The sequence below is a fragment of the Alteromonas antoniana genome, assembly GCF_019249295.1.
Lineage (GTDB): Bacteria > Pseudomonadota > Gammaproteobacteria > Enterobacterales > Alteromonadaceae > Alteromonas > Alteromonas antoniana.
This window is the reverse complement of sequence record NZ_JAESDH010000018.1, coordinates 47144-71425: the sequence shown is the minus strand read 5'-3', so window position 1 is coordinate 71425 and position 24282 is coordinate 47144. Positions and strand designations below refer to the sequence as shown.

Annotated in this window: 18 protein-coding genes; 14 read left to right on the top strand and 4 right to left on the bottom strand. The window is 49.1% G+C overall.

Going from position 1 to position 24282, the window contains the following annotated elements:
- Nucleotides 1-65: 65 nt before the first annotated feature.
- From JKP77_RS15170 to JKP77_RS15155, 4 genes are all read left to right on the top strand, one after another.
- The gene (locus tag JKP77_RS15170) at nt 66-1478 is read left to right on the top strand and encodes a M16 family metallopeptidase (protein WP_218312004.1); all 1413 of its coding nucleotides are present in this window, start codon (nt 66-68) and stop codon (nt 1476-1478) included.
- On the top strand, nt 1475-2884 hold the full coding sequence (locus tag JKP77_RS15165) for a M16 family metallopeptidase (protein WP_218312003.1): 1410 nt from the start codon (nt 1475-1477) through the stop codon (nt 2882-2884). The genes JKP77_RS15170 and JKP77_RS15165 overlap by 4 nt, the downstream gene beginning before the upstream one ends.
- Nucleotide 2885: 1 nt before the next feature.
- Nucleotides 2886-3242 (top strand): DUF2750 domain-containing protein, encoded by a 357-nt coding sequence (locus tag JKP77_RS15160; RefSeq protein ID WP_218312002.1) that lies wholly within the window; start codon nt 2886-2888, stop codon nt 3240-3242.
- Between the two features lie 423 nt (nt 3243-3665).
- The gene (locus tag JKP77_RS15155) at nt 3666-3902 is read left to right on the top strand and encodes a DUF2789 domain-containing protein (protein WP_218312001.1); all 237 of its coding nucleotides are present in this window, start codon (nt 3666-3668) and stop codon (nt 3900-3902) included.
- A 199-nt stretch (nt 3903-4101) separates the two neighbouring features.
- Here JKP77_RS15155 and JKP77_RS15150 read toward each other — a convergent pair whose 3' ends face one another.
- Nucleotides 4102-4785, bottom strand: a complete 684-nt coding sequence (locus JKP77_RS15150) for a YceH family protein (RefSeq protein ID WP_218312000.1) — start codon at nt 4783-4785, stop codon at nt 4102-4104.
- A 189-nt stretch (nt 4786-4974) separates the two neighbouring features.
- Here JKP77_RS15150 and JKP77_RS15145 point away from each other — a divergent pair, with 189 nt between their 5' ends.
- From JKP77_RS15145 to JKP77_RS15120, 6 genes are all read left to right on the top strand, one after another.
- Entirely contained in the window at nt 4975-7143 is a 2169-nt protein-coding gene (locus JKP77_RS15145; protein WP_218311999.1) for a S46 family peptidase, read from the top strand.
- A 333-nt stretch (nt 7144-7476) separates the two neighbouring features.
- On the top strand, nt 7477-8781 hold the full coding sequence (locus tag JKP77_RS15140) for a ribonuclease J (protein ID WP_218311998.1): 1305 nt from the start codon (nt 7477-7479) through the stop codon (nt 8779-8781).
- A gap of 396 nt (nt 8782-9177) precedes the next feature.
- The gene (locus JKP77_RS15135; RefSeq protein ID WP_218311997.1) at nt 9178-9393 is read left to right on the top strand and encodes a hypothetical protein; all 216 of its coding nucleotides are present in this window, start codon (nt 9178-9180) and stop codon (nt 9391-9393) included.
- Nucleotides 9390-9890 carry a hypothetical protein gene (locus tag JKP77_RS15130; RefSeq protein ID WP_218311996.1) on the top strand — a complete coding sequence of 167 codons (501 nt, stop codon included), beginning with the start codon at nt 9390-9392 and terminating at the stop codon, nt 9888-9890. Before JKP77_RS15135 ends, JKP77_RS15130 begins: the two co-directional genes overlap by 4 nt.
- A 137-nt stretch (nt 9891-10027) precedes the next feature.
- Nucleotides 10028-10414, top strand: coding sequence for a hypothetical protein (locus JKP77_RS15125; protein WP_218311995.1), 387 nt, complete (start codon nt 10028-10030; stop codon nt 10412-10414).
- Nucleotides 10415-10669: 255 nt separating this feature from the next.
- Entirely contained in the window at nt 10670-14872 is a 4203-nt protein-coding gene (locus JKP77_RS15120) for an EAL domain-containing protein (RefSeq protein ID WP_218311994.1), read from the top strand.
- Between the two features lie 338 nt (nt 14873-15210).
- On the opposite strand, the gene JKP77_RS15115 is transcribed toward JKP77_RS15120, so the two are convergent.
- Nucleotides 15211-17454: a xanthine dehydrogenase family protein molybdopterin-binding subunit gene (locus JKP77_RS15115; protein ID WP_218311993.1), complete on the bottom strand. Its 2244-nt coding sequence runs from the start codon at nt 17452-17454 to the stop codon at nt 15211-15213.
- A complete protein-coding gene (locus JKP77_RS15110) occupies nt 17451-17906 on the bottom strand; it encodes a (2Fe-2S)-binding protein (protein ID WP_218311992.1) in 456 nt (151 codons plus the stop codon). The genes JKP77_RS15115 and JKP77_RS15110 overlap by 4 nt, the downstream gene beginning before the upstream one ends.
- Nucleotides 17907-18600: 694 nt before the next feature.
- Between JKP77_RS15110 and JKP77_RS15105 the strand changes: the two genes are divergently transcribed.
- From JKP77_RS15105 to JKP77_RS15090, 4 genes are all read left to right on the top strand, one after another.
- Complete coding sequence (locus tag JKP77_RS15105) at nt 18601-20274, top strand: AMP-binding protein (RefSeq protein WP_218311991.1); 1674 nt, start codon at nt 18601-18603, stop codon at nt 20272-20274.
- Nucleotides 20275-20635: 361 nt separating this feature from the next.
- Nucleotides 20636-21067 (top strand): type 2 periplasmic-binding domain-containing protein, encoded by a 432-nt coding sequence (locus JKP77_RS15100; RefSeq protein WP_218311990.1) that lies wholly within the window; start codon nt 20636-20638, stop codon nt 21065-21067.
- A gap of 16 nt (nt 21068-21083) precedes the next feature.
- The gene (locus tag JKP77_RS15095) at nt 21084-22220 is read left to right on the top strand and encodes a topoisomerase IV (RefSeq protein WP_218311989.1); all 1137 of its coding nucleotides are present in this window, start codon (nt 21084-21086) and stop codon (nt 22218-22220) included.
- 379 nt (nt 22221-22599) lie between these two features.
- Nucleotides 22600-22989, top strand: coding sequence for a hypothetical protein (locus JKP77_RS15090; protein ID WP_218311988.1), 390 nt, complete (start codon nt 22600-22602; stop codon nt 22987-22989).
- Nucleotides 22990-23047: 58 nt separating this feature from the next.
- Here JKP77_RS15090 and JKP77_RS15085 read toward each other — a convergent pair whose 3' ends face one another.
- Nucleotides 23048-23704, bottom strand: coding sequence for a dUTP diphosphatase (locus JKP77_RS15085; protein ID WP_218311987.1), 657 nt, complete (start codon nt 23702-23704; stop codon nt 23048-23050).
- Between the last annotated feature and the right edge of the window lie 578 nt (nt 23705-24282).

Genomic DNA, 24282 nt, shown 5'->3' with positions numbered 1-24282 from the left:
GCCCCAGACCGACCTTCATCGCGGTTTAACAAGCAAAGTAACGCGCAGCGTTTAAGGAAAAATAAATGAAAAAGCTCATACTGGCGTTTAGCGTAGTGGGCATGCTGGCGGGGTGCCAGCAGTCTGCCAATCTCACTGAAGTTCCTGAAAGTAAACCCGTCGATGGTGGCCTGGCCGTGCCTGTTCACTACGAGACACTGGATAACGGCCTGAAAGTCGTGCTTTCAGAAGACAGCACCGCGCCCATTGTGGCGGTAGGCGTTTACTACAATATTGGTTTTCGTATTGAGCCAAAAGACCGCACAGGATTTGCGCACTTATTTGAGCATATGATGTTTCAGGGCTCACAAAACCTGCCCAAAGGTGAATTTGACAAGCTGGTTAATGGTAATGGAGGCATCAACAACGGCTCTACACGTTTTGACTTCACCAATTACTACGAAATACTGCCCGCCCATACTCTGGAGACGTTTATCTGGGTAGAGGCTGACCGGATGCGAGGGCTGAATATCACGCAGGCCGAACTGACAAACCAGCAGGGCGTGGTGAAAAACGAAGTGAAGGTAAACGTCCTGAATCAGCCCTACGGTGGCTTTCCCTGGCTCGATTTGCCACAACACGCGTTTGATAACTGGTACAACGCACACAATTTCTATGGCGACCTGGAAGATTTGGATGCCGCCACACTCGAAGACGTGGATGCGTTTTTCAAACAATACTATGCACCAAATAATGCGGTTTTGGTTGTTACGGGCGATTTAGATGTGGACCAGACTATGGCCTGGGTGAAGCAGTATTTCTCTGACATCCCCGCGGTAGAGTTAGCGCCACAACCTGATATTTCTGAACAACCCCAGACCGCAGAACGTAAAGCAAGCCGCGTCGATCCGCTGGCGCCAAAACCGGCCTATGCAGTCGCGTATCGTATGCCAGAACGCGACTCAGAGGCCTATTATGCGATGGGACTGATAGACCAGATTCTGCTGCAGGGTGATGACAGTCTGTTACACCAGAAGCTGGTTGAAGAAATGGGCATCTCCAGCAATGTGTTTGGCGGCATTAATATGCTGGGCAACATGTTTAACTATCAGGGGCCGATGCTGTGGACTGCCGGTATGATCCATGAGCCTGTGGTAACTGACGATTCGATTACCACAACCATAGATGAGGTTATCAACTCATTACAAACTGCCCCGGTTTCTGAGGAAACCCTCGACAGAGCCCGTGTCAAACTGCGCTCGCAACTTTACGACACGATTGATGGCAGCGGTATCGGAAAACTCGATCTGCTTGCGACATTTGCATTGTTTGATGATGATCCTACCCGCATAAACCGTATCGAGTCGGCGTTCGCCACAGTAACGCCGGAACTGATTCAGCAAACGGCTAAGACATATCTCACGCCCCAGAACCGGACAATTTTTACTGTTATGCCTGAATCAATGGCGCAGGAAAATGCACAGGGAGAAGCAAAATGAACCGTATAACGAAAGCTCTTTCACTGACTGTCGTACTAAGTGTGCTGCCTGTGATAGGCGTTGCCTCGACATTTCCTTCTGAACCGCCTGCACCGGCGACGCCTAAAAATTTCATGCTGCCTGAAGTGGAACATTTCACCCTCGAAAATGGTATGGAAGTGTCGCTGATCCCTTATGGCACCACACCGAAAAGCACCATGATGCTGCATTTTGATACCGGTAATGAAAATGACGGTGATAAACGAGGCTTAAGCGATATCACTTTTGAGTTGCTTAACAAGGGCACGTCTTCATTGTCTGCGTCTGACATCGCCAAACAGGCCGCGTCTATGGGCGGACAGGTGACTACCAGCGCAGGTATGAATACCAGCCGCATCGCGATCGACGTACTCAGCGAATTTAATGAACAGGCTGTTGCCTTGCTGGCTGACCTGGTTGGAAATTCAGAGTTCTCAGAAGCCGATCTTGAACGAGCTGTCGCAAATCAGTGGCGACAAATTGAAGTTTCAAAATCCAGAGCGCAGGGGCAGGCGGTAGAGGCGTTTTACGAGGCGATGTATCCGGCTCATCCCTACGGCCGCATTTTTCCGACCAATGAGGAGCTTACCCGTATTTCGCGAGATGATGTTCTGGCATTTTCCTCACGCTATTTAAACGGAAGTCATGCCCACCTGTATATTGCAGGTCAGTTTGACAGCCAAAGTCTGAAGCAGGCGATAACCGGTGCGTTTGCTTCTCTGCCAGCGGGAACGAAGACTGACAGTATTGCGCCACCGGCGCCTGCACCTGCTTCGCAACTGGTAATGATACCCCGTGATGGCGCCGTGCAGTCTACGGTCAGGTTAGGGCAGCGATCAATCCCAGCAGCAGATGACAAATACGTGGCCCTTGAGGTTATGAATACGCTACTTGGCGGTATGTTCTCCAGCCGGATAACCCAGAATATTCGGGAAGATAAAGGGTATACCTATTCTCCCAGAAGCGCGGTGTTTAGTCATGACGGCGCGGCGGTGTGGTATCAGTCGGCCGATATTCAGGCGGAAAGTACCGGAGAGGCGATTAATGAAATTGTATCGGAAATTGCCGGCCTGCAACAAACACCGCCTCCTGCTGAGGAATTGCAGGGGGTGAAAAACTACATGTCAGGATTATTCGTATTGAGAAACTCATCGCGTTCAGGTGTAATCGCGCAACTGGTAAATCTGAACATTCATGGTTTACCAAAATCGCGGTTAACCAACTACATCTCGCTGGTGAATGATGTCAGCGCGGAGACGGTATCTGAAGCCGCCAGAAATTATCTGGATCTGAATACGATGTCGTTGATTGTGGTAGGAGATCCTGAGCAAATGCAAACAGAGTTGTCGGTGGTAGAGAATCTGCCAGCGACACAATCGGAGAAGTAACATGAGTGGAATGTCACACCCGTTGTTGAGTGTGTCGGCACAACAACGCCTGAATGAGACGCTGACGGCGATTAAAGAGCATGAGGCGCTGTGGATCCTTACCGACGAGCATGGCTGCGTTATGCTGACTGCCGATGACGAAGATGGCATTCCGGTCTGGCCTGATGCGGGGATAGCAAGTTTGTGGGCCACCGATGACTGGTCACACTGCGAACCCTTACAGATCTCACTGGCAGACTGGTTTAAAAAGTGGGTGCCGGGCATGCAGGAAGATGAGCTACTGGTAATGGTTTGCCCTGTACCCGGTGAAGAAGGTGAAGTGATGGAGCCTGCGGAATTCGCGGAACAGCTGAGTTAAATGTCTTCACACTGCACCGCTGAGTAAGAGGCGAGTAAAAGGCGGGATAATATCGGAATGTCACTGTCCTGACAGAAGGGCCAGTAAAACCTGACGCTTATCGCGTACAGAGTGCAGTGAGGGCAAGTCTCAACACCTGAACCGCATTCCGGTGATTCGCGCATTAACCAAAAAAGGCAGCCCGGCGCTACGTCGTGCTGCCTTTTCTATACCTGCCAACCTGGCTTCATAATCGTCTGAATCATCCCGATTTTACGCCAGCGTCGCATTGCCGTCATGTTAAGGGCATTGCCAGAAAGGCTGCTGCTCTGACTACTTCAGCTGGCTGTCTGGTTCCCATCTTCCCTGTGGAAGCCGTGATCTTAAAGTTCTCAGTTTTCGTTTACCTGTATATGTTCCGGTAAATTCTAAATGGAGAAAGCGATGTTCACCGAGCAACCTACAATGAAAGACTTGTTTACTCAGCTTGGACTGGATAACAGTGATGAAGCGATGGAACAGTTTATTACCAAGCATCGCGGCATGAATGATAGCCGCCATATCGAAGAAGCGCCGTTCTGGAGCGATTCACAAGCGACATTTTTACGCTCTGCCTTGCTGGATGACGCAGAATGGGCAGAGGTGATTGATCAGCTAAATGCCCAGCTACATCACGACTAATTAACGCCTGCAGTTATCGTTGTGAAAAGATGGCGCGGATGCGAAAAGAAGGTGTCAGCGCCTTCTTTTCGTCTGTTTGCGATCAGGGTGAGGGCCGACATCGTTATACAACGCGTATAGACCTGGCGATATCCGTTGACCTCTTTTACCGGTATTTATCTTCTTCCTACTGCATTCCCTTCGACATTGTCTGACTTACTTATTGGGTATTCTGTTTTTCCAGTTCAGCAACTCTTGCTGAGAGGGCCGCGAGTGAATGCCTCAGTGCTTCGAGTTCCTGCATAACCACATCCAGTTCGCTGGAGCTGCAGGCTGTTTCGTGTGTTTGAGGCGGTAGCTCTGGCGCGACTTCCGGTTGATGAGTCGGGGTATCGGTGTGGCTGAAGCAGTGCTGATAACGGATTTCGCGCTTTCCCGGTTCACGAGGCAACGGCACTACTAAAGCGTCAGGTTGATAGGCCTGCAAACTTTCCAGCGCAGTTTCCATATCTGACATACCCGAAAAGTGCGCCATTCGAGAGCACCTTCCGCGTAACTCGCCTGGTGTCTGGGGGCCACGTAAGAACAGCTCAGCGATAATTGCCAGTTGCTGTTCACTTAATTTAAGATCGCCAAACTCAGTGTTACAAAAACGATGAGTTACCTTATCAACCCGGCTTCCGAAACCTGATGATACCTGTACCAGACGCTTAGCTTTTAATGAATCAAGTGTTTCGCGTACCGCTGTCTCCGAAAGCTGCATTACCGGAGCGCGGTTACTTTTCTGATTACACCCGTTTGTCAGTGCATTTACCGACAACGGGTATTGCTCCGGTGTGGTTACTGACTTTTCCAGTAGCACGCCAATAATGCGGATTTCCTTTTCGTTCAAAGACGACAACATAAACTCAACTCTCCTGCAGTTTCAGATGACAACTATAGACCTTTTTGCCTATTCCCTGGCAAGTAAAATTGACACTTCACTACGCTTTGTCGCGAAAAAGTACCCGTTCTACCTGCCGGTGCATGACACCATGCAACAGTTATGTAATAACAGGCAGTGTAATTAAGTATTACTGACAAGGAAAACAGAATGTCACGTAAATTATATGCCTTCCTGGCAATTCCTCTTGCAATATCTTCGCTTAGTGCGATTGCGAAAGAGGGGATGTTCACCCCGGAACAGCTTCCGGAAATCTCTGATGATTTGAAAGCAACAGGCCTGGCGTTATCGCCGGAGTCACTGAGTGACCTGACCGGTTTCCCGATGGGAGCGATTGTGTCGCTTGGCGGATGCTCTGCGTCCTTTGTTTCTGATACCGGGCTGGCGGTAACCAACCATCATTGCGCACGGGGTTCAGTACAGTACAACTCCACTGCTGAAAACAATTATCTTAAAGACGGGTTTTTAGCGACCTCACCAGATAAAGAACTTCCGGCAGCGCCGGGAACCCGTATGTGGGTGACCGTGGGCTTCTCAGATGTCACCGATAAAGTTACCGGTGACCTGGGCGACGACGTAACGGGCCGTGACCGTTACGATGCTATTGTGAAAAAACAGAAGGCGATAATCGCAGAATGCGAAGCTGAAGACGGATACCGCTGCTCGGTTCCGGCCTTTTACGATGGCCTGGAATACAAACTGATCAAACAACTGGAAATTCGTGATGTGCGAATTGCTTACGCACCCGCAGATGCCATTGGCAAGTACGGGGGTGATATTGATAACTGGATGTGGCCTCGACACACTGGCGACTTTTCATTCTACCGCGCTTACGTCGGACCGGATGGCAAGCCAGCTGATTACAGCGAAGACAATGTCCCTTATCAGCCAGAGCATGTATTAACCGTATCTGCAGCGGGCCTGGAAGCCGGTGATTTTGTGATGGCAGCGGGATATCCGGGCTCAACAAACCGCTACGCAAGACTGGTCACCGTTGACTACATGTTCAACTGGTTGTATCCCACCTATGTGGATCTGGTAACTGACTGGATTGACGCGATTGAAACGGCAGCACCTGAAGGAAGCGATGCCCGTATCATTTATGAAGCGCGACTGGCAGGCCTGAATAACTTTCTGAAAAATACCAAGGGGCAGCTGGCTGGCGCGAAGCGCGTAGGGCTGCTGGACAGACGTGCTAGTCGTGAGACAGCACTGAATGCCTGGTTAAAAGAAGAGGGAGATCCGAATGGATATCAATCTGCTATTGCTCAACTCGATGAAGTGAAGTCGCAGTCTGCGGCAATGAGTAAGCAGAACTTCTGGTACAACAACCTGACCCGGTCTCAGTTACTCTCTGCCGCGCAGACGCTTTATCGTAACGCTATTGAGAAGCAGAGGCCCGACGCAGAACGCGAGCCTGGCTATCAGGAACGCGATAACAAGCGCCTGGAAGAGCAAATGCAGCGTCTTGACCGTCGTTTTGATGCAGCTGTTGATAAAGCGGTCTGGAAGCGTTTTATTACACTGTATATGGCACAACCTGAAAGCGCTCATATCAACGCCTTTGACAACGCACTAGGACTGGATGACGCAGTCAATGCCGGCAGCCTGGATAGTGTACTGACGGGTATGTACAGCAAAACTGCACTGGATCAGGCTGATATGCGCCTCAAATGGCTGAACGCTGATAAAGCCGCATTTGAAGACAGCGACGACCCGTTCATTAAACTGGCGGTTGCGCTTTACGACACCGAAATGGCAATCGAGGATAAATCAAAGGCGCTGGAAGGTAAGGAAGCCGTGCTTCAGCCGAAATATATGCGCGCCATTATCGACTGGCAAAAGGCCCAGGGAAGTCTGGCGTATCCTGATGCGAACAGCACGCTACGGGTGACTTACGGAACCGTACTTGGGGGATCACCAAAAGATGGCCTGATTTACGAGCCATTTACGCGGCTTGAAGGCATTGTCGAAAAAGACACGGGCGACACTCCTTTTGATTCGCCGAAGAAGCAACTCCAGCTGATTGAAGATAAGAAATACGGCCCTTACGCTCTGCCAGATATTGGCAGCGTGCCGGTGAATTTCCTCTCTGACCTGGATTCTACTGGCGGGAACTCCGGCTCTGCAACGCTGAACGCGAATGCAGAACTGGTTGGGCTGCTTTTCGACGGTACCTTTGAGAGTGTCAATTCAGACTGGGACTTCGATCCAAAAACAACCAGAACCATTCACGTGGACACTCGCTACATGTTGTGGGTAATGCAATACGTTGATGGCGCGACGAATCTTATCGAAGAGATGAAAATCGCCAAATAAGCGCTGCGTAGTCTGCGCTTGTCGGAACAACATGTTCTGACGGCTTTATTGACAAAAGGGCTTCGGCCCTTTTTTTTCGCATGAAAATGACAAAGATAGCGTTCAACATTCATAAAAACCGCTTCTCTGATTGAGCGTAACGATATGCTGAAACGTATGGAATGTGTGTAAGCTAGGTCGCGAAAGCCGTAACGTTGGTCTGTTTCTGCTTCGCCTGTTTTGCTGCTTGCGATAACATGTCTGAAATTATTCTCGGTTTAAAAGGAGCATGCTCTGATACCACAGGAAGATGATCTCTGGTTTGTGCCGTTAGGCGGGACCGGCGAAATAGGCATGAATCTCAACCTGTATGGCCATCACGGAAAGTGGCTGATGGTAGATTGCGGGGTGTCTTTTGATGAGCCGCTGCAGCCTGAGTATCGGGGCGGTAAGGCTGGCAGTCATCGACATGCAGTCGTTGCGCCGGATCCGACATTTATCAGCGATCAGAAAGCGGCGTTGTGTGGCCTGGTGATTACACATGGTCACGAGGACCATGTAGGTGCGGTGCCGTATTTATGGCAGCGCTTCCGCTGCCCGGTCTATACCACACCTTTCACGGCAGAAGTCCTTCGACGGAAGCTGGCACAGACAGGTCTTCTGAATAAAGTGCCGATTATTGAGGTAGGGATACAGGCTACCTGTCAAATTGGTCCGTTTACACTCAAATGGATGGCCATTACCCATTCCATACCGGAACCCTCCGCGTTGCTAATTCAGACCCGTGTCGGAACGGTCTTTCATACCGCGGACTGGAAAATTGACGCCCAACCCATCACCGGAGAGCCCTTTGACCGCCAGGCGTTTCAGGCACTTCGCGATGAGTCTATATTGGCAATGGTAGGAGACTCCACTAATGCGACCAAGCCCGGGTTTTCTGTCTCGGAACGTAACTGTTATGACGGCTTGCTGGCCACCATTAAACCTTGTAAGGGCAGGGTAGTTGTTGGATGCTTTGGCAGTAATATTGCCCGGTTGATCACATTGGCGCGGGTCGCTGAGAAAACCGGTCGCTACTTAGGCCTGTTAGGGCGCTCGTTGATCAATATGTACGGCATTGCGAGGCAAACTGATGTCTGGCCGCAGGACCTGACTGTTATTGATGCTCATCACATGGGCTACCTGCCTCCTGAAGAAGTTCTGGTGGTGGCAACCGGTAGTCAGGGTGAGTCGAGGGCAGCATTAAATCGACTTGCACTTGATTCACATCCTGCATTGTCGCTGGACAAAGGTGATACGGTAATATTTTCTTCTATCGTGATCCCGGGAAATGAAGACGCGGTCGAACGCCTTACAGCCCGCTTTCATGGCAGAGGGATAAATACTTTGCAAAGCGAAGATAGTCCGCTGCCTATTCATGCCAGTGGCCACCCCTGTCAGGAAGAGCTGAAATTGATGTATCACTGGGTGAAGCCGCAGATCGCTATCCCTGTGCACGGCGAGAATCAGCATTTGGAGGCCCACGTGGCTATCGCGAAAGAGACGGGGGTCAGGAAAGGTTACGTGGGTCAAAATGGCGACTTGTACTGTCTGGCACCGCAAGCCGGCATTCGTCGTAATGTAGTCAAAACGGGCAGGATCCCCGTCAGGCAGGACTAGCCGGCGCCGAGCAGGTTACCTCTACGCTGGGTACTTTTAAGGATAGCTGTCACGTCAACGTGATCCGAGCACATCGCTGTTCGCAGCAGCGTATCGCTCTATTGCGTCACTATCGACAATGAGAAGTCCATTGCTGAGCGATTAGCGTCTGACGATCACATTCAGAGCAAGCTCATTCCTTTCACGTCGTTGCATACATAAGATTCAGTATGGCGTTCTGAGTAGTCTCATCGCTCGCGGTTGCCGATACCGTATCGAGACACTTGAAACAGCTCACCTGGTTTTTATTCCGGAGCTGGTAATCATTTTTTCACTTAAGGCCTGAGGTCAATTGCCGATAGCAAGTACGGCGGCGGTGTTCAGCCGCATTCAGGTAATCAAGCTTAAGGATTAAAGATGAAAAAGTTCGCAAAAATTGCAGTGGTCAGCGTTATCGGGTTATTATCAGGTTCAATTTCAGCACAACCCGTGACATCTCAGGGAACAACCGCCTTCGTAGACGAGGCTTGCAGCTTGGCCCCCCTGATTTGTACTATCACTACACTTGGTAACGGAAGTGGCGATACACCACCACTGCCAGACCCTAAGAAACCTAAAGATAAGGAAAAATGACAGCGGTATTTCCTCAGCTCCCGATAGCAATAGTGTTTTATTTCGTGGCATTGTTGCTGCACGTACTGACTGTGAGAAGGTTAACAGCCTTCTCCTTTGTTATTGTTGGAGTACTGTTGCTTGACTTTCTTCATGTTGGTTATGAGTTTTTTCTTAAAAGCTACTTCCACGATCCTGCCTTAAGTACTCTCGTCTACTACGGCTGGTATCTTGGGTTTGCACTCTCAGACTTTGCATTTGTGGCCTTAATCGCGGGAATCTGTAAAAATGCGCACCTGAAGCTCGATATTGCCAGCAAGGTAATATTATCTCTGTATGTGCTCCTTGGCGTAATTCAGTTATTTTCTCTCGTTGAAAGACTCATCGTAAGTAGTAAAGTCGCTTTTTATTTTTATACTCAAAGCATTCCCATATTGAATTTTGTTATTGCGTTTACGCTGTTCGGCTTCATTGTTACTACATTGCTCAGTAGCCTGCGTCAGCAAAAGACGGTCTGAATAATAAACAGAATTCGATGTATACCCTTCTAGATTTAATACCACTTTCAACGGTGTTGAATATTCTTTTATTGATTTGCTATGTCGCGGTCGTGAGTCGGATAACCAGTTATACAATCATTATTACCGGAGTGATATTGATCGAGTTTCTGCATCAGGGACTCTATGCCTTTCTCAGCCAGCCTGCAGCCTTCGAATTGGTAGGTAGCTGGTTATATGCAGCGTGGTATCTGGGCTTTGGAATAACTGACTTCGCTTTTGTCACTATCGTAATTGTTGTTTGCAAACTGTCTGGCACTCCTATTCAAAGCACGTCCAAAATCATTTTAGGTATCTTCAGTTTTCTTGGCCTCTTACAAGTGGTTCGCTTCATCGAGAAACAATATTCGGGAACCGATTATTTTAAAGTTATGTACACGCAGGGGATTCCATTTGTTAACTACATAGTGGTTGCCCTGCTCGGTGGACAGCTTCTAAAAGATGTATCGAATCGAAAAAAGTGGGCTGAAGATGACGTCTGCTGAATCGAAAAACGTTTTAAAGGTTTGGTACCAACGCATAGCGTCTAATACCAATAGACGTTATGAACAAATTCAAATGCTTGCTATTATCTAAAAGCTGGCAGGGAATGCGTAATGAGATTTATGGAAGCCAGGCGAAATCTTACACATGGTTCATTATTCTGAGGATGAATGATACACCGCGGTTAGGTTTCCATTAATGTAGAGCTGGGTTTGGAGAGGAAGCTCAGTGATTGCTCCCAAGAAGATAACCATAATATGAGCAGTATCAGCAAATTCGCGGTAGCGGTATTTTTTCTTTTTATCATTCCATTAGCGGCAGCGACTCAGGTCAGGGTGCCTTCACCGAACTTTGAGGTGCTTTCAACAAAAAATGGCCTGACCCAGGATTTTGTCAACCATATTGTCATCGAAGACAGCGGTTTTGTCTGGGTAGCAACAGAAGGGGGACTGGTTCGCTGGGATGGTTACCGGGCGCAACCGCTCAACGGTCCTGATAATACCTTTACTAACGACAGTATCAACCGACTAAGTCTGGAGGCAGACAATGGCTTATGGATCAGCACGTTTGCTTCCGGCGTCTATCGTTATGACTTTGAGAGCAATCAGGTGGAAAACAAAGTCAGACGCCCTTATCGCAATCAGCCGGACTGGATCCAACCTGCAAATAACTTTCACTGGCATTCAAAAACGCAACTGGTTATTTCGCTATACGAGGAGGTCATCCTCTATGATATTCAAACAAACTCCGTCAGCGTTATTTTTAGTCTTCATGACGAGGCGTTAGATAATGCCGAAAGTATACGGTTTGCTATAACCATCAACGACAGGCTTTTTGTAGCCACCACAAAGGGGCTTTACAGCAAATCTGTGGACGCATCGCCACAGGATTTTCAGCGACTGGATTATCTGAACGGGCTGCCAGGCAACGTTAAACGAGATGACGCGAAATTTCTGATGGCTGACACCCAGGGGCGATTTTGGGTAGGCGCTGTGGATGGTCTGTACATGGCGCCGGTTAGTGAGCTTGACGTTTATCTGGAAGGTAAAGGCAACAATCCGTTTACCCCGATCGTCATTGGCAGAAATATATGGACGGTAGCAGAGGCAGGAGAGAACACGTTCTGGTTGGGCACAAATAAGGGGCTGTTTTCATTAGCATATAGAAATGGGCAGTGGGAAACAGTCTATGAGCTTACCCCCGATTATGGCGATACGGTCCTTCCTCGTAAGCGCGTAAAGACTATCGCGAGGGATAACGACAGTAATATCTGGCTGGGCACAGAGTATGGCGGCGCGCTGTACTATATGCCATCTTCCGCTAATGTCACCACAATTCAAAACCGCCGCTCAGACAACGTGCTGACGCTCAGTAACACCATCGTCTGGACATTATATCAGGACGACGATAACGCGCTTTGGATTGGGACAGACAACGGGCTGAACCGGTATGATCTGGAGACCGGTGAGACCAAAGCGTTCCTCGTTTCTGAAGACGAAGATGACAGTAACGGCGACTCTGTGATTGAAAAAATCATGCCGTGGAAAGAGGGCACGCTGTTGCTTCAGACGTACAACGGCATCAGTGTTTTCGATAAAACGACCGGGACGTTAAGCAAACCTAATCCAGCAGGCGGAGCTGCACAGATATTCAGTCAGTGGAACTATGGCTCTGCGTTAGATGAAAAGGGCCGCGTTTACTTTGGCAGCGATAAATTTTACCGGTTCGATCACACGACCAATCGCGTTGAATCGCTGGCACTGGATCCGGACGTTTTTGATTCAGATTTCTTTTCCGCTTTTCTGGGCACGTCAGCCTATTACGATAATCGAATGTTTGTGGCGATGCTCAATGGTCTTTGGTTAGTCAATACCGACACCCTGGAATACGAGTTGGTTTATCAGTTACCGCCAGAGCAGCGCAATACGACAATGTCTGTATCGTCCTGGGCACTGGATCATCAGGGGCTGTTATGGCTGGCTTTCCCTCGTTTCGGGCTGCTGGCACTTGATGCAGACACGTTTGAAGTAAAGCAGCGCGTTAACGCTGACAATACCCTGCCTTCTGAAATTGTCTATTCACTCATGATGGATGACGACGACGGTTTGTGGTTCAGTTCGCACTCCGGCCTTCATCGTTATTCTACTACAGATGCTAACATAACCAATTATCGCTACGGTCAGGAAATTGCAGTCTCTGAGTTCAATGAGGGCGCGGTGACGAGGCTTGACGATGGTCGTTTGGCGTACGGCTCGACAAACGGTGTCGTGCTTTTTGACCCCGCCAAACTGTTTGATAAAAAGCACCAGCGGGACACGATGAGGAAGATGGTTATTACCGGGTTCAGGCTGGACTCGCGGGATGATTTATCATTGCCAAAGATGGACCTGTCTGGCGAAACAGTGAATCTGGAACACGATGATTACGGCATTTCGATTCTGTTTTCTCCCATGCTGATGAGTGATAAAACTGGAGAGAACTATCAATATTCGTTGTATCGTGGCCCTGATTTAGTTAGCGAGGGCGTGACCCGGGATCCAAAGATTATTTTTGCTACGCTGTTGCCGGGGGAGTATGTGTTTACCGTCGGACCTACCGCAAATAGCTTTGACGACACATTTTTACCGGCATCTATCACTATTTTTGTGCCTTATGCGCCGTGGCGCTCGCCTTTGGCATACACGGTTTATGTGATTTTTAGCCTTGCCATCGTGCTGGCGTATTTTTATGCACGCCATCAGCATCTAAACCGGCTACAACGAGCGCAGCAACAGGTGCGATTGTTTGGAGATGCCTTCAGGCAGACCCGGGACTGGGTTGTTATTTTCGACGCCGATCAGCAGCCGGTAGCGATAAATCGAGCTTTTGCCGTTGCCTTTGGTATCGACGAAACTGGCAATATTGAGCGAAGCTTTAAACAGTTATTTCTCCGTTACCCTAAGCTTGCAAGACAGATGTCCGGACGACTTGCTGCATTGCAGCCCGGACAATTCTGGAAAGATGAAGATGTCGTGGAGGGGGCTGATGGTAAGGCATATGACGTACTAATCGAAATTACTGCCATTAGCGATCCAGACAATACCGCGTTGACCGACCACTATCTGCTGGTCATTTCCGATATCAGCGAGCAGAAAAACGCGGAAAGAAAGCTGTTAAAAATTGCCAATTATGACAGCCTGACCGGACTGGTAAATCGTAGTCTCCTGCTAGACCGTCTGGAACATGCGGTAGAAAGTGCAAGGGAGAGCAAGTCGAAGGTTGCTGTATTATTCGTTGATCTGGACCGCTTCAAAGGAATTAACGATTCGTTGGGCCATGATTATGGCGATAAACTACTACGTGTAGTGGCAAATCGGATGCGTAATCTGGTTTCCGGCGCGGACACGGTTGCCCGGCTTGGCGGGGATGAGTTTGTTATTGTCATAGAGGACGTTCAGAGAGTCGATGATCTTAGCCATTTCGTAGGCGAGTTGATTGAGTCAGTAGAGACTCCGATATCGCTAGGTAAAGAAATACTGCGGGTCTCATGCAGCGTCGGTGTGTCGTTCTATCCTGACGACGCGGTGGAGCCTGCTGAATTACTTAAGCATGCCGACGTTGCTATGTATTCTGCGAAAAAAGATACTCTCAGCGCCTTTACTTATTTCACCTCTGAAATGAATCAGCGCGCCCGCGACAGGTTGCACGTAGAAAACCTGGTTAAGCGGGCCTTTACCGAAGACTGCTTCTACAATCATTATCAGCCTATTGTGAACACGCTTACCGGCAAAACAGAAGGTGTAGAGCTGCTGATGCGGTGTCAGTTGCCTGAACAACCGTTGTATCCCGATATGTTTATACCGGTGCTTGAAGAACTTCGATACATCATTGAAACCACGCGCCAGGCTATGCGCCGCGCAGTGGCTGATCTCGCCGACTGGTACGCTCGAGGGTTTGAAGGGTATATTTCGGTGAACCTGTCTGCGCTTCACTTCAAAACGGAGTTTGATATTGCCGGGGTGAAGGCGTTATTAGACGAATACGCGTTGCCGGCCAGCTCACTGCGTTTTGAGATCACAGAAGGCGTCTTAATGGACAACACCGGCAATGCGCTGACAGAGATCCAGCGTTTTGTCGATGAGGGGTTCGTGCTTGCACTTGACGACTTTGGAACAGGCTATTCCTCATTGAGCTATCTGAAGCGTTATCCATTGAAAGTGCTTAAAATTGATAAAAGTTTCGTTGATGACATTCAGCCCGGAAATGCGAATGACGCGCTGGTATCTACCACCATCACGCTGGCACAACGCCTGTCCATGATAAGTATTGCGGAAGGAGTAGATACGCTGGAGCAGGCGCAATATCTTGCAGAACTGGGGTGTCACTATCAACAAGGGTACTACTTTTCAAGGCCGGTACCGGGTTCTGATGTTCCTGAGCTACTTGCGCGGAAGTGGTCGATAAAGAATACCACCCCTTAGGGGCTAGTTACTCAGCGCAGTAATGTGTTAATGCCAAGCCGTAATAGTACGACCCTTTTCGGCAAACATACGGGCTCTATTCAGCCGGAAGCCTGCTGAGAAGCGAAGTATGCCTGTAGTGCCTGCTACAGGATATTTCAGTTCATCGCTATTTTGTCTTTACCCACTAAAACTGCATGGGCAGCAGCCCTGCGTTGTCTGTCGGCAGAAGTAATTTCAAACTATATTCCTACTGAGCAACGCATTCGGTATCGTTGCGTGATGCAGGGTAGCGGAAGCTTTTCTCGCGATAAAAGCTCACGGAGAAGTGCATCTCCGTGAGCCTGACTAAAGCTGTTTTAGCTGAGTGTTAACGGCAAAGGCAACTCTCTTATTCGTTTACCTGTTGCAGCAAACAGGGCGTTCGCAAGAGCAGGTGCGAAAGGGGGAGTGGGCGGCTCGCCTACGCCAGCAGGCGGCTTCGTGCTCTCTACGATATCCACATGAAAGTGTTTGGGAGCATGTTGAATTCGGGCGACCTGGTAATTGTGGAAATTAGTCTGGTCGATGGCGCCGTCTGTTGCTGAGATTTCGCCGATGGCACAGCTTAGTCCGTAAATCATGCCGCCTTCACACTGAGCGCGGACGTGCTCCGGATTCACAATCGTACCGGCATCAAGACTCATATACACATTCGGCATCGTCCAGGTGCCATCTTCAGCAACCTCAACTTCTACTACTGCCGCTGCATAACTTAAAAAAGAACGGTGTGCAGCCAGACCAAGAAAACGGTTGTTGACCTTGCGGTTGTCCCAATCAGCCATGTCGGTGACTCTGCGAATGACATTTTTTAATCTTGCTGTGTCTATCGGATAGACATCAATAGGGTCGCCGTAGTTGTCATACTCAGCGCCTTCTGCCGCCAGATCAATATGACGGTCTTCGCCAATTAATGAAAGCAGATAGTCCCTGCTGTCCTGATTTGCGGCATGCGCGAGTTCGTCGGCAAAGGAGTGAATGGCGAAAGCATGATAAACATTAGCCACACTTCGTAACCAGCCAATCCGCACGTGATTTTTGGCTTCGCCACGCTCCAGCTGCATATTTGGAATAGCAAACGGATTGTCGATAAATCCAAGACGTAATTCACCGTTACTGGGCTTGGTGGCAGCCGGGTTAAACGTTGAAGAAATTGACGGAAATACCGTGTTGTGTCGCCACGCCAGCGTGTTGCCCGCTTCATCCTGGGTTGCCTGGATATGCTGAGCACTCACCGAATGGTAATAACCATGCTGAATATCATCTTCGCGACGCCAGATGACTTTAACCGGTTTGCCCGCCTGCTGCGCCAACAAAGCAGCTTCAACAGAAAAGTCGGGTTTGGATTTGCGGCCAAAACCGCCACCGAGCAGAGTAACGTTCACGGTCACCTTGTCTTCCGGCATCTTAAGGGCTGCTGCAACGTTGCTGCGTGTGGATTGCGGGGTTTGGGTGCATGCCCAAATCTCAGCACTGTCTGTGGTGACTCTCGCAGTGGCTGCAGGCGGCTCCATCGGCGCCTGTGCCAGCAGTGGTGCATAATAGGTAGCGCTGATGACGTTTCCACTGTCTTTCAACGCTTTCGGAGCATCGCCGCGCTTTCTAACGACCTCGCCGGGCTGTTGCGCCGTGGCGATAAGTGACGCTTTGTAGCTGTCGGAGTTGTAACCGGTATGTTCATTGCGGGTCCATTTCACAGAAAGCGCCTTTACGCCCTGCATCGCCGCCCAGGTCGTCTTGGCCAGCACTGCCACACCGCCAAGTGGATTAAATCCGGCCGGTGCTGTCGCTTCCGGTAAATTGATCACATCAACCACACCGGCGATGTCGCGCGCCTTTTTGTCGTCAACGCTCTCAGCGTGCGTAAACATTACCGGGGGGCGCTGGATCACGGCAACCAGCATGTCATCAAGCTGGATATCCTGTCCAAACGTCGTGTTTCCGGATACCACATCATCAATATCTACGCTGGTCATGACTTTGCCGATGAACTTCCAGCGGGAACGGGGCTTCAGTGAAACTGAATCCGGTTCAGGCACGGGAAGGGTTGCGGCCACATCAATTAATGACTTGTAGTCAACCCGGTTGCCGCTTGGAGTGTGTACAACACCGTGTTCGCGGTTAATGCAGTCGTCCGGGCTTACATTCCAGCCGCGGGCGGCCGCTTCACGCAGCATGGCAGCCGCTGTCGCGCCAGCGATGCGCAAACGCTCAAGGTTGCGTCTGACACTGCGTGAGCCATCGGTATTCTGGTCGCCATATTTGGGATGACCCGTAGCCTGTACCACGGTTACCCGATCCCAGTCTGCGTCCAGTTCATCAGCAATGATTTGTGCCAGGGAAGTGCGGATTTGTTGCCCCATTTCAGAACGATGACAGGTGACAAATAGCTGACCGTTTGCATCGAATTCGACAAATACGTTAGGTGCCAGCGATTCTGTGTGCGTCCCCTCTGCGGCCACCGGACTGATTGATGGCAATAGCGTTAAGCCCAGTGCAAAACCTGAGGCGGAAGCGGTTTGTTTTAGAAAAGTACGGCGCTGAGGGGAAATAATATCTTTCATGAAGCTTCTCCTTTCGCGGCGTCTTTGATTGCATTTCGAATGCGGGGGTAGGTACCACACCGGCAGATATTGCCTGACATGTGTTGATCAATTTCCGTATCCGAGGGGGCGGCGTTTTTTGCCAGTAAGGTTGCAGCCTGCATGATTTGGCCACTTTGGCAGTAGCCACATTGCGGTACGTTATGCTGTTTCCAGGCGACTTGCAGTGGATGTTGATTATCCGCATCAAGACCTTCAATCGTCGTTATCGACTTACCTGCAATGGCAGACATTGGCAACTGACATGAACGGGTGGCTTCGCCATCAATGTGAACCGTACAGGCACCACATAGCGCCATCCCGCATCCATATTTAGTGCCTGTCATCTGTAACTCATCACGTAAATACCAGAGTAGGGGCATTTGCGGATCGCCACTGTACTCTCGTGCCTCACCATTTATTTTTAATTTCATGTCGATGCCTGTTTATTGTAGTTGATGCCATTAAAGTATTGTGTAAATCCAGCCTTTGCAGGGCATAGCGAACACGTAACGTAAATATCCGTCCAGCGCATATTGCGGTCTTTGCCAGCTTAGCGGCAGGTGCGCCCTGAACGCTATCCGGATTGGCCGGGGTAACTAACCAGCTGAAAATATTTATGGCTTAACCGTCGTGCTGCCTGAATGCGCGCGGACAGGGATGTGTTATCGGCTAACTGATGTCAAAGTCGCCATATCTGACCAATCGATATCGCACCAGTAATCTTTTTATCGTAGCCCACTTCTACCCGTGTTCCCGCTACCATCGTCTCTTCTACCACAAATTACGCTCGCCTCCGGCAACCTGCCTACGCAATTGCTAATCATTACAGCAGCATGGAATATCGGCTAATTCAAACTGCATGCGGTAAAGTCTAGTTTTTGTCCGATATTCTGTCACGCTTCATATGGCGTCTGACCGGGGGCCTCGATTCCCCTTCCACACTATTACGCAAGGCAAGGTAAGACTATAAAAAAACTAAATTCACCGACGAAGCACGCGGTTTTACCGTGTTTTCGTTGTTAATCGAAGCATAAGGGCTTGTCATAAGGTAAAAAATCGTGATTATTATAGCCCTGTGAAAGATTTGTAAACCTGGTCTACATTAATACAACATATGAGCGACCTATGCCACGAGACATGACAACTGACGCGACAAAACACGATGTATCATCTCCACTCAGTATGCTTTATCACTGGGAAAAGGAGCGGGGAGACGACGTCTATCTCACGCAACCAGTAAAGGGTGAATATCAGCCTTACACCTGGTCGCAGATAGGCAACCTGGCGCGTCGTATTGCATATCGACTCCAGGAACTGGATTTACCGCCTCAAAGCCGAATCGGGATATTTTCTAAAAACTGTGCGGAATGGTTTATCGTTGATCTTGGGATCATGATGGCCGGTCACATATCGGTTCCGATATTTTCGACAGCCGGTGCTGATACTATTCAATATGTGCTCAGGCATGCTGACGTTAAACTCTTGTTTATCGGTAAACTTGATAATACCGCAGAACAAGTTGCAGCCGTGCCGGACAATTACCATACGGTAGCGTTTCCTTATCCAAACTTGTCTACTACGCAACAGTGGGCTGAATTTATCGACTGTCCTGCTATCGATGATTCACCGGTGCCGGACATGGATCAGACCATGACCATTATTTATACCTCCGGCAGCACAGGTCAACCCAAGGGGGTAGTACACACCTATTATTCGATTTGCTGGGCTGCACAACGTTCTTTGAATCAACTCAATATAGATACCAGCGACAGAACACTGAGTTACCTGCCGCTTGCGCATATTACTGAGCGGGTATTGGTAGAATTGTCGAGTTTCTACTCCGGCGGGCAGATTTATTTCGTTGAGTCTCTGGATACTTTCCAGCGTGACGTTAAAGCCTGTCAGCCCACCCTGTTTATTTCCGTACCCCGACTTTGGACCAAATTCCAGATGGGCGTACTGGCGCAGATGCCGCAGAAAAAGCTCAATACATTGCTGAAAATTCCAATTCTGAAAGGTATTGTTGCGAAGAAAATCCGGGAAGGTCTCGGGCTGAACAATGCCCGCTTATGGGCAAGCGGTTCTGCTCCACTGGCTCCGGCGGTTATCGAATGGTTTGCGAAAATCGGTATCAATATCTCTGAAGGCTGGGGAATGACTGAAAATAGTGCCTATGGCACGGCAAGCGTGCCGTTTCGTCACGACAAGATTGGCTGTATTGGTAAGCCGTACGATGGAGTAGATATTCGCATATCAGACGAAGGCGAAATTCAGGTAAAAGCACCTTGTAACATGAAAGAATACTATCTTGAGCCGGAAAAAACGGCCGAGGTTTTCACTGATGATGGCTATCTTCGAACCGGCGACCGCGGCGTAATGGATGATGAAGGCTATATCCGCATTACAGGACGGCTGAAGGATATCTTTAAAACTGCGAAGGGTAAGTACGTGGCACCTGCGCCAATTGAAGCAAAGTTCATGGAGAACCCGCTGGTTGAGCAGGTGTGTGTCACCGGAACTAACCTGCCACAGCCTGTTGCACTTCTGGTACTTAGTGAAGAGGCACAAAAGCAAAACAAGCAGGAAGTGGAAGAAAGCCTTGCACATACGCTGTCGCAAATTAACAGCGGACTGGAAAGCCATCAGGTACTCGACCACGTGGTGATTATGCAATCGGAGTGGACGATTGAAAATGACCTGCTGACGCCTACACTCAAAGTGAAACGCCATGTATTGGAAGAACGTTTCCACGATGTGATCCAGGCATCGTACAACGCGCCGGTAGTGCGCGTAGCCTGATAAGTCTGGCCACGGTATCCCAGCCGTGGCCCTATTTCATCGCAATATGATGGGCTCAGACGCTCTCTCCAGAACAACCACGTATTACTGGTCATACCTAGACGCATTCTAAGATACCCTTAAACATACCTTTTACACCTTTTGGCTAGTTGGTAAATGTCACAAATGCCACTACCATCCGCCTGAATTTATTAATGCACGTCAGATAACTGTGTGAACTGGTGAATTGGATTTTCTTCAATTGATGAACTATCACTAAAAGCACAATATGTCCTGAAAGATATACCATTATTTTTCAGGTATGGCGTTGTCAGAATATCGGCGCGTTGGGTTGTCGATGACTTAGTCAGGAAAAGCACAAATGCAAAAGAAATGGGTAAGTGTTCTGTTTGGCACGGCGATCTTCGCAGCTACAGCGTTATCGTCATCAGTGTTAGCCGAAGTGGTGGTGGTTGTTCATCCTTCTAACGAGGCTTCACTCACAGAAAAAGACGTTCAGAGAATCTTTCTGGGCAAAGAGAAAAAGTTTCCCGATGGCCGCGAGTCAATCCCGGTAAACCAGGAGACTTCCAATGACATTCGTGGAGATTTTGACCAGAACGTGTTGGGAAGAAACTCTTCTCAGGTAGCAGCATACTGGTCGAAGCTGGTATTCACGGGCAAAGGCGTTCCTCCTAAAGAGGTGTCCGGCGACAGCGCTGTGATTGAATTAATTAAAGAAAACAAAAGCGTTATTGGTTACATCGATTCAGCATCGGTAACCGGCGACGTTAAAGTCATTCAATTAAACTAGTACAGCGGAGCAGAACATGAAAAAGACAATTTTAGCCCTTACTATTCTTGCTGCCTGTGGTAGTGCTCATGCTGATGTTCGCATCAACGGCTTCGCCAATCTTATTGCCGGTAAAACCAGCAGTGATGGCATGCTTTATGGCTACGATGAAGATATCTCGCTAAGCCCGGAAAGCCTGTTTGCAGTTCAGTTAAGCGGTGATGTTAACGACAAGCTGACAGCAACCGGACAGTTAGTTGCTCGCGGCAGTGATGATTATGACGTAGATTTCGAGTGGGCATACTTCACCTATGCCGCCACTGATAATGTCAGCGTGTCAGCAGGACGTCTGCGCCTGCCACTGTTCCGTTATTCTGCGTCGCTGGATGTGGGTTACTCTTATCATTGGGTTGCGGCACCACAATCGGTTTATGGTGTCCCGTTTAATAATATCGACGGTGTGAGAGTGGATTACAGCAATTACGCCGGAGACTGGGAGTACAACTTTCAGGTTACAGCGGGGACATTTGAAAACAAAGGTTATGAAATTACCCCGGGAACCTTCGCTGATATTGAAGGTAACAATGCCATAGTGGGTACAATTGAAGCCACTTATGAGTGGTTTAAGGTACGTGCTACAGCAGGTTCTGCGAAGTCGTCGCTGTCAATTGACAGTATCGATACATTGATTGGCCAACTGGCCATGATCTCAGCTCCACTGGCTGACAAGCTTGCATTCAATGACGATTCAAGTGCGTTCTATGGTATCGGTGTGGAAATCGATCAGTTCGACTGGTTTGTGAGTGCAGAGTGGACCAGCATCGACATCGAAGACTCCTTCAACCCGCAGGATGTGGCTTACTACATCACGGCCGGGATCCGCCATGGTAAGTTCACGCCATCTATCACCTATGAAAAGCTCGACGGTAACGATGATGTGAAGTTCCTTAGTGATGTTGCTGCACTTCCGGAACAGGTTCGTGGCCCGGCGGCAATGATTGTAGGTGGTGTTCAGCAAGCCGTAATGGAAGAAACGTCGACGGTGACACTGGGATTACGTTACGACTTCGATACCAACGTTGCGCTGAAAGCTGATATCAGCCGAAGCACCGACGATATCGATGATGCGAATGATACAACACTGGTTCGTGTGGCGGTTAACTACATTTTCTAAGTCACGCCAGTCAAAACCAGTTTAACGAAAAGGCCACGAGAGTGGCCTTTTATCGTTGAAATCTAACAAAAACTCACACCGCTTTCTTCCGGGGTCACGCATCATCTGGATGGGGACAGGAAAACGCGGGTCAAAAGCTGGCCGTTTATCGTCACTCTGCCTGTAGTTGTCAGGCAACCAAAAAGCCCGTCAGGCCTGCACGTCCATGCTAAAAAACCAACCTTCCTTTTTTATTTTCCTGAAGAAAATCTGTTGAAGTAAAACAAGCTTTGACCTGCTTCAGATAGTCAAAACAATGGTGTCGAAACAGATGGCTTTGTCGTTAACCAAATTGGTTCTATACTGGTTAAACTTCAATCAATCCAATCAGGGAAGAACCATGAAACTGACTACCGCATTATTAATCTCACTATTTACCGTTGCCGCTGCGCCCGCGCTGGCCAGCGATGCAGATAAATTAAACGATGCGTTTAATCAACTTTGCGACAAAATGGAAGTTTGTGCGCTGGAACAGATGGGCAAGGAGGAAAACCTTACGCCGCAGATGCGAAGTATGATTGAAGGCATGATAGACGGTATGTGCAAAAACATGATGAATCTGGAAGAGATCGATCAGTATTCAGAGCTTGTGGATCCTGCCGTGGCTTGCATCGACTCAATGACATCACAAAGCTGTGCAGAGTTGGAGGGCGATGAGGCGCAAACCCCGGCATGTCAGGAATATGAGCGGCAGGCTGAGGCGTTTCGCGCAGAGCTCGACGGGGAGTAATCACGTTATTGATAAAGACACCGGGCTGCTGCAGTACCACAGCCCGGCGTAACAGATGTCACGCCCGCGGATAGCGCGCCTGAAGACCCTGATAAATCAGGTCGCTGTAATCTTTCGCATTTACATCCAGTGAATTCAGTACTTCAACCAGGTGTTCATTGTCTTCCCGGCCATCCCAGGTTTTTTCATAGGTGCCCGCTTTGTAGCCGTTGTCCTGACGGAAGAAATTCAGCACATTTTTGCCAACGTACTGGCGATACAGTTCTTCACCGGTCATGTCACACTGATTCACAATCTGCATAAACAATGGCACGTTGAAACGCTTGGCAGCACATAATCCAGCCATTAACTCCAGATTATCCAGTAATTCCTGCTGCTGCGGATCATAATCAACGTTATCGAACTTCACATGCGCCTGTGCCTGAGCAAGTTGTGCAGCTAATGCTGCAGCCGTTGCCTCAATATCGCCCTGATAATCGATAATGCAGGCTGACAGTGCGAAGTGCCAGATATCCACCAGTTCCATCTGCAGTTGCGGCAAATCTTTCGTTTGCGCTTTCCACCATTTCCAGCCGTGATGCTCGATCGCCTCAACGGATTCCACCATTGCCGCCCGCAAATAGCCGTAGCCTGCGGTTAACCACTGAGGATTGACTTTGGTATTCATTTTATTCTGAAGTGCCAGCATGGTGGCAAGCTGCGGTTGAGTAAGCATTACTATTCCTGCATAAACTAGGGCTGATTCAGCCGGTAAGTCAGTCTGACGTACTATTCATCATAGCGCCGGCTCGCGACACCCAAAATCAGGTATCACACAAATTACCGTTAACCCGTATCCTACGCTCAGTAACGCCTAAACTGTCGGATCATAATGCGGCTGCGCTGTCAGAGATATCGTCAGGCTCTGAAGAAGCATGGATTGTAACGAATCCGACATGCGCAGAAAAGCGGTCGTCGAGGTTATCGCAGATTATTACCCTGGTAATCAGGGCAAATGTTACCGGTTCTGATAATCCAAATGAGTGTGGAAAGTTCTGATATTCAGAAAACGGAAAGACCTCCGTGCCCGACAAACGGAACGCTGTTATTTGTCAGATGAGCCTCGAAGCCAAAGGAAGCGCACCGCCAGTGAACACAAAAATCTTCTTAAGGTGCGCATCTTTGGTGCACTTGCACCATGTGGTCAACTTTCAGTAGGTGGGAAGGCTGTAAAATCTATGTTAAGTGATTGAATATTAATAATAAAAAAATCTGGCATCATTGGTGCTATATCTTTAAGTGTTAACTGCGCAA

Excerpts from the sequence above, each read along its gene's own strand:
- JKP77_RS15170 (WP_218312004.1), top strand. The coding sequence starts at position 66 with ATGAAAAAGCTCATACTGGCGTTTAGCGTAGTGGGCATGCTGGCGGGG.
- JKP77_RS15165 (WP_218312003.1), top strand. The coding sequence starts at position 1,475 with ATGAACCGTATAACGAAAGCTCTTTCACTGACTGTCGTACTAAGTGTG.
- JKP77_RS15160 (WP_218312002.1), top strand. The coding sequence starts at position 2,886 with ATGAGTGGAATGTCACACCCGTTGTTGAGTGTGTCGGCACAACAACGC.
- JKP77_RS15155 (WP_218312001.1), top strand. The coding sequence starts at position 3,666 with ATGTTCACCGAGCAACCTACAATGAAAGACTTGTTTACTCAGCTTGGA.
- JKP77_RS15150 (WP_218312000.1), bottom strand. The coding sequence starts at position 4,785 with ATGTTGTCGTCTTTGAACGAAAAGGAAATCCGCATTATTGGCGTGCTA.
- JKP77_RS15145 (WP_218311999.1), top strand. The coding sequence starts at position 4,975 with ATGTCACGTAAATTATATGCCTTCCTGGCAATTCCTCTTGCAATATCT.
- JKP77_RS15140 (WP_218311998.1), top strand. The coding sequence starts at position 7,477 with ATGAATCTCAACCTGTATGGCCATCACGGAAAGTGGCTGATGGTAGAT.
- JKP77_RS15135 (WP_218311997.1), top strand. The coding sequence starts at position 9,178 with ATGAAAAAGTTCGCAAAAATTGCAGTGGTCAGCGTTATCGGGTTATTA.
- JKP77_RS15130 (WP_218311996.1), top strand. The coding sequence starts at position 9,390 with ATGACAGCGGTATTTCCTCAGCTCCCGATAGCAATAGTGTTTTATTTC.
- JKP77_RS15120 (WP_218311994.1), top strand. The coding sequence starts at position 10,670 with ATGAGCAGTATCAGCAAATTCGCGGTAGCGGTATTTTTTCTTTTTATC.
- JKP77_RS15115 (WP_218311993.1), bottom strand. The coding sequence starts at position 17,454 with ATGAAAGATATTATTTCCCCTCAGCGCCGTACTTTTCTAAAACAAACC.
- JKP77_RS15110 (WP_218311992.1), bottom strand. The coding sequence starts at position 17,906 with ATGAAATTAAAAATAAATGGTGAGGCACGAGAGTACAGTGGCGATCCG.
- JKP77_RS15105 (WP_218311991.1), top strand. The coding sequence starts at position 18,601 with ATGCCACGAGACATGACAACTGACGCGACAAAACACGATGTATCATCT.
- JKP77_RS15100 (WP_218311990.1), top strand. The coding sequence starts at position 20,636 with ATGCAAAAGAAATGGGTAAGTGTTCTGTTTGGCACGGCGATCTTCGCA.
- JKP77_RS15095 (WP_218311989.1), top strand. The coding sequence starts at position 21,084 with ATGAAAAAGACAATTTTAGCCCTTACTATTCTTGCTGCCTGTGGTAGT.
- JKP77_RS15090 (WP_218311988.1), top strand. The coding sequence starts at position 22,600 with ATGAAACTGACTACCGCATTATTAATCTCACTATTTACCGTTGCCGCT.
- JKP77_RS15085 (WP_218311987.1), bottom strand. The coding sequence starts at position 23,704 with ATGCTTACTCAACCGCAGCTTGCCACCATGCTGGCACTTCAGAATAAA.